The organism is Nocardia amamiensis NBRC 102102 (assembly GCF_001612745.1).
Lineage (GTDB): Bacteria > Actinomycetota > Actinomycetes > Mycobacteriales > Mycobacteriaceae > Nocardia > Nocardia amamiensis.
Map to the genome: position 1 here is coordinate 1 of NZ_BDBA01000326.1, position 6,193 is coordinate 6,193.

A 6,193-nucleotide genomic window follows, 5' to 3' on the forward strand; every position below is an offset into this window, starting at 1 on the left:
CCAAAATGGAAAGGGGCAAACACAGCGAAGGGCGTAGGCGCGAGTTTTGATGCCGACATGGTGGGTTCGATGGCTCGTGCTGGGGATCATGCTGGCGGTCACGCTGCCTGCGGGACCGGTGAACGCCGATTCGGTCGATGACATCGCCGGTGGGTTGGAGCGGTTCTATCACCAGCAGTTGGACTGGCAGCCGTGCGGTGACACGGTTCTCGATAGTGCTGGAGCGCAGTGTGCGGGTGTTGTCGTTCCGCTCGACTACAGCCGTCCGGACTACCGGACGCTGACTGTGACGATTTCGCGGATCCCGGCTATGGATCCGCCCCATCGGCGGGGCATCATGCTGTCCAATCCGGGTGGCCCCGGCGGTCCGGGTCTACGCATGATGGCCGGTGCGGGGCAGGTGTTCACACCGGACGTGCGTGCCCGCTACGACTTGATCGGCATGGACCCGCGTGGAATCGGCCGATCCGACCGGGTGAGCTGTGCGTTGCCGCTGCCCACCATGTTGTTCTCGGCTGGTTTCGACGTCTTCGGCTACGCGCGGGATGCCACCCTGGCCGCCGCCCTGGCGGCCTCCTGTCTGGCATCTGATCCCGAAAAGGCGCGATACATCACTACTCGCAACACGGCCCGGGACATGGATGTCATTCGCGGTGTGTTCGGTGAACGCACGCTCAACTATTACGGCGGCTCCTACGGTACGTATCTGGGAGCGGTGTACACGCAGATGTTCCCCCAGCACAGTGACCGGATCGTGCTCGACAGCGCGATCGATCCCGACCGCGCCTGGCTCGGCATGTTCCAGGACATGGGCCCAGCCAACGAGGCCGGACTCGACGACTGGGCGACCTGGGCCGCCCGCCACAACAGCGACTACCACTTCGGCAGCAGCGGACCACAGGTTCGGGCCTTTGTCGAGGACATGATCCACCGCGCCGCCGGGCATCCGCTCTTCGCCAACGGCTATCTCATCGATGAACACACCGTGCCGATGATGCTGCTGGCGCTACTGTCGAACCCGAAACTGAACACCGACCTCGCCGAAGTCGTCCGCATCATCGCCGACGCAGTGTCGGGACTGCCCATCGACATGGAACAACTGAAGACGAAGATCAGTGGCGCCGTTCCATTGGAGACCGCGGGGATGGCCGCGGTCCTGTGCGGGGACAAGGCCGCACCCCACGATCCGGGGTGGTACTACCGCAACATCGAACGTGCCCGGGCGACCCAGCCGGTGTTCGGCGCCTTCGCCAACAACATCACCGCCTGCGCCTACTGGCCCGACCCGCTCGAGTCCCCCACTCAAGTGCACAACTCCACACCAGCGCTGATACTGCAGGCAACCCGCGACACCCGCACCGCCTACCCGCAAGGCCTTGCGATGCACCAGGCCCTGCCAGCCTCACGACTGGTCACCTTGGCAGACACCCGCATCCACGGCACCTTCCGCCCCGGCCTGAGCCCCTGCCTGAACGACATCGTCAACACCTACTTCCGCGACGGCACCCTCCCCGCCACCGACCTCACCTGCCAACCCAACCCCAGCTACTTCCCCCAATAGCCACAAGTCCGTGTCGGCATACCTCGGATACCTGTCATGGAGAACCGGGGAATGTGGGCGGCCGCCAGCTCCGACAGATGTCCGAGCCGTTTCCCATCGACGGGATGTCACATCGGCTATGTCGGCTGACGGCTGCGGCTATCGTCCTTGGACGCTCTGAACACAGCCCGAGTATTTCGGCACGGCGTCTGTCTTAAACCGTGCTGTCCAATTTCGCGGGTGCACCCGGATCGACCAGGCAGGGATGACGACGATGAATCAGCCCGACCCGCAGACGCGCTGGCTGGTCTTGACCGCGCCAGGGTGGGAACCCAGTGGGGCGGCGCAGCAACCACCGTTGGAAGCGATCGTAGGCGGCTGGCGGATCGGCGACGACGGTCGTTCGGGGCCGTTCGAGCCGAACCTCGCCTACTCGCCCGCTGACGAGTCGATGCCCTCCGATCCGCTCGATGCGATCCTGCGGCAGGTGGCCGCCGATGCTTCGCCATCCGGAGACCAGCGGCAGCTGATCAGCGATTTCATCGCTACCTTGCGGCGATCGATCGTCGATATCGGATGCGATGTTGCCGGCTGGCCGGTGATCGGTACGACAGAAGGCGTGCCGTGCGTGCTGATCGCCACCGCCGCGGTGCATCGACAGGGCGTCGACGCGGACCGATGGCACCCGGTGGTGGGTGACAAGCTGGCCGACGTCGTTCCCGCCGGAGTGGACATCCTCATCAACCCCGACAGTCATGCGTCGTGTCGTCTGACGGTCGATGCGCTGCGGCAGACCCCACCCCGAGCGTGAGGTGACGCCGTGTTCGCCGCCAAGTGGAAATCACTGCTCGTCGATCCGCTGAGCAGACTCTTCGGCAAGGAGTCCCACGGCTTGGCGGAGAAGTTCGTCGGGACCGCGGGAACGCTGCGCGAGGCGGGCGAGAGATTCACCGCTACCGATGAGTTCAGCGCGAATGGCTTTCATCGTCTCAAGGCCCTTCGCGTCGACGACTTCGTACCCGGCCGTGAAGTGACATTGCGGCCTTCTCAGGTGGTCAGCGAACGGTGGCGTGCGGAGCAAAGATTCAAGAAACCTGTACTGGTCATAAGATTATCCTGTCGGCGACGCGGCCCACATGGAGCAATGGGCAAAGGGGAAGTACATACACGACGGCGAAGACCACGGATACAGCGTCGTCAGACCCGACGATGTCCGATTCGTGGAAGCCACCCGTGACGGTTGGGAACTGGATACCGCGCCGTGGGTTCGCCGATGGCCGCCCGAGAAAAACACCTTCGTCCGCAGCCGGTCGTTGACCGAGCCGATCACGCAGACGACCGACGGCACACCCGGACGTCAACGGCTGCTCACAGTCAAAACCGGATGGCGGAAAACCGAGACTGTCGCCGTGGACGACGAAACGCTGCTGAAAGTACAGGCAGCGAACAACCAACTGGCCCAGGCCGCTCAGAAAAACGCCGGCCCGGTGGTGTTGCTGCCCGACAAGAGTTTCCCAAACTCCGCCGACGAGCATATCGAGAATCTACGAACAAGCATCGGCAGTCCTGAGATGTATGTACCCACCGGCGACGTGTCCACGACGATCGGTGAACCAACGAACGTACTGTCCGGACTGAAAGAACAGGTCGTGCCGGGCCAGACCGGGATAGAAGTGCACAAAGTCGACGACAGCCCCGCATGGCAACGCCTGGGAGCAAAACCAGGAACCCCGGAATGGTGGGCAGAGCCCTGAAGACGATACCGGGCATCCACCTGCGATCACCATCGCGGGCCAAAAGCGCCGACGGATCCGCACGACATCAGCACCGACTCGCCGCGCAGAACCACCGCAGTGCAGAGCACTTCGAAAATCAGTGCAGACGACTCCGAACATCGACAGCGGAAGCCCAGGTCGGCCGAGCCGGGCATGTGTGTGATCTTTGGCGCTATTTGGTCGTGAATCTTCGATGGTAGATGGCCTGGTGTGGGCGGCTGCGTTCTGCGAAGGGCGAGCGCTCAAACTGGGTATCTCGGCTTATCACCCGTTCAGAGGATTTTCATTGCCCACCAGGATGATCCCCGCATCACCTGCTCGCCGAGCTGGTGGTCGTCCCCGGCCAGTTCCGCGATCTTTTTCGGGGTGGGGTAGTCGGCGTCGCTGACGGGGTGGTGGAGTTGTGTGGTGAGGTCGTCTAATCGTTGTTGGTCGGATGGAGAGGCGGTGGCCCGGACCTCGTTGATTCGGTCTGTGATGCTGTCAACGGAGTAGGAGTGGAGCACGAGATCGGTGTCGCCGGGATACAGGGGTGTGGTGTCGAAGGCATGGGTACGGGCCCACGTGATACCGCCGTCCTCGGCACCGGCCAACTGATATATCGCGTGGATGCCGGAGCGGCGGTAGTAGTCCTCCAGTGACCCGCGTGAGTGCTCCGCCGAATCCTTGCCTGCGGGCATCTTCATCGAGGTAGATGTTCTTGTTGTGTACGACAGGTCGGTCTTGTTCATCGCGGTAGAAGTCCCTGAGGAGGTAGCCCACGTCAATTCCTCGGGCATCGTCGAACACCGTTGCCGACATCGTGATCGTGGTGCGGTTCTCGGTGGAACGGTGAGGAAACCAATACCTTTCGGCCATACCGGGCGGTCCCGGGAACTCGTAGTTCGCCCACACCTCGCCCAACCGGAACGGACCGTACCGTCCTTCCAACCCGCTCAGCTGCGCTGTCAGCGCATCATTGTTCGCGTCCTCTGGCCGCACCCGCAACAGTTCGTTGATCGGCGGGACGCTTGACAGGTCCGGGTCGTTGCGCGTGCCCCGCGTAGCCGCCTCCGGTATCGGGAGCTCAGCGTCACCAGTGGAGACCTGGTGCCTACCGTGTTCGTCGGCGTCCTGATACCTGCGCGCCGCCGCCGTCACGTCGCCCGCGACGCCGTCCAAACCGTCGCGCAGATGACCACCGGCTCGCCGACTGAGCAGCTCGGCCACGTCGTCCCGAAGCCGCCGCAACAGCTCATCGGAAAAGCCCTTCATCACCAGCCGCCCCGCTCAGCACACAGCCGGAGCCGGAGCCGGAGCCGGAGCGAGGATGTCACGGCGCACCAGGAGAGGCTGCGGCACGGAGGTAGCTGTAGACGGTTTCGCGGCTGACGCCGAACTCCCTGGCCAGCCCAGCCTTCGGCTCCCCTGAATCAGCGCGGGCCCGCAACTGGTCGGCTTGCTCGCTGGTGAGGACAGGTTTACGGCCTTTGTAGGCGCCGCGAACCTTCGCTGCGGCGATGCCCTCGCGCTGACGCTCGACAATGAGGGCGCGTTCGAACTCGGCGAAAGCCCCCATCACCGACAGCAGTAGATTCGCCATCGGTGAGTCCTCGCCGGTGAATGTCAGGTTTTCCTTCACGAACTCCACCCGCACGCCCTTGCCGGTCAGGATGCGCACCAGCCGCCGCAGGTCGTCGAGGTTGCGGGCGAGGCGGTCCATGGAGTGCACGATCACGGTGTCGCCGTCGCGGACGAACCCGATCAGCTCGTCCAGCTGAGGGCGTGCGGTGTCCTTACCGGAGGCTTTGTCGGTGAAGATGCGTTCGACCTCGATCCCGTCGAGCTGCCGGACGGTGTTCTGGTCGATCGCACTCACCCTGATATAGCCAACACGCATGCCTTGACTCTTTTCGAACCAGCGAAATGTCAGGATGGACTCTAAGGATCCAGCACTAATATGTCAAGAAATTCGAATTAAGACTCTAACCTGACGTTAGTCGCTCTGGTGATGGATGATATCGTCGCAGGGCTTGGCGGGGCTGGTGCGCAGGCCTCGTGCAGGCAAGGGGCAGCGGCGATTCGCTGAGGAGATGGTGTTGCTGATCGAGGGTCTGGCTCTGCGCCGACCGACGCCGAGCGCCGCGGTGATCCATCGGCAGATTCCGACATTGCGGGCGAGCAAGGCTGGCCCGTGCCTTCCTACAGCACGGTCTACGACATCGTGGCGGCGATCGATCCGGCGTGATCGAGCCCTTCCGCGTCGGATACGTGCGCTGCTCCACCGACGAACAAGACGTCGAGATCCAAACCGACCAGCTGATCGCCCTCACAGTGCCACGCGAGCGGATCTTCATCGACAAGGGATTCTCCGGCACCACCCGCCGCAACCGCACCGGCCTGGACAACGCGCTCACCGCAGTCACCTCCGCCGTCGCGGCGGTCACGGACCGGCAGGTGGTGCTGACCACGACGAAGTTCGACCGGTTCGCGCGGAACATGGCCGAGGCCGGCGAGATCCTGACCAGCCTCCGCGAGCGCGACGTGTTGTTCGGGCTCGGCAGCCAGATCTACGACTGGGCCGACCCGTTCGGCAAGCTGTTCCTGCAAACCCTCGCCATGGTCGCCGAATTCGAAGCCAACCCTGAACCACCTGCGCACCCGCGAGGGCATGGCCAAGGCCCGCGCAAAAGGCCGACTCAAAGGCAAACAGCCGAAACTGCCTCTGGCAGCACGGAAAACGATCCACCGCCGCTACCACGACCCCGACGACAACGCGAGCCTGGCCGACCTCGCCCAGGAATACAGCGTCGGCCGCTCCACCATCCACCGCATCATCAGCGGCGCCGCACCCCGGGCGTAGCGCTCATGTACCTGGTGACACGTTTCTTACGGTCAC

General features: G+C 63.7%; 6 protein-coding genes. 4 read left to right on the forward strand and 2 right to left on the reverse strand.

What is annotated here, in order from left to right; genetic code table 11:
- Positions 1–49 precede the first annotated feature (49 nt).
- From NA4_RS36910 to NA4_RS36925, 3 genes are all read left to right on the forward strand, one after another.
- Positions 50–1,561, forward strand: coding sequence for an alpha/beta hydrolase (locus NA4_RS36910; protein WP_067480622.1), 1,512 nt, complete (start codon positions 50–52; stop codon positions 1,559–1,561).
- 253 nt (positions 1,562–1,814) lie between these two features.
- Entirely contained in the window at positions 1,815–2,351 is a 537-nt protein-coding gene (locus NA4_RS36915) for a type VII secretion system-associated protein (RefSeq protein ID WP_169811202.1), read from the forward strand.
- Positions 2,352–2,676: 325 nt separating this feature from the next.
- Entirely contained in the window at positions 2,677–3,294 is a 618-nt protein-coding gene (locus tag NA4_RS36925) for a hypothetical protein (RefSeq protein ID WP_067480631.1), read from the forward strand.
- A gap of 293 nt (positions 3,295–3,587) precedes the next feature.
- Here NA4_RS36925 and NA4_RS36930 read toward each other — a convergent pair whose 3' ends face one another.
- The gene (locus NA4_RS36930; protein ID WP_067480636.1) at positions 3,588–4,001 is read right to left on the reverse strand and encodes a hypothetical protein; all 414 of its coding nucleotides are present in this window, start codon (positions 3,999–4,001) and stop codon (positions 3,588–3,590) included.
- A gap of 626 nt (positions 4,002–4,627) precedes the next feature.
- Positions 4,628–5,194, reverse strand: coding sequence for a recombinase family protein (locus NA4_RS36935; protein WP_067480638.1), 567 nt, complete (start codon positions 5,192–5,194; stop codon positions 4,628–4,630).
- A 344-nt stretch (positions 5,195–5,538) separates the two neighbouring features.
- On the opposite strand from NA4_RS36935, the gene NA4_RS36940 reads away from it, so the two are divergent.
- Positions 5,539–6,193, forward strand: a 655-nt coding sequence (locus NA4_RS36940) for a recombinase family protein (RefSeq protein ID WP_245671767.1), incomplete at its 3' end; no start/stop codon positions are given.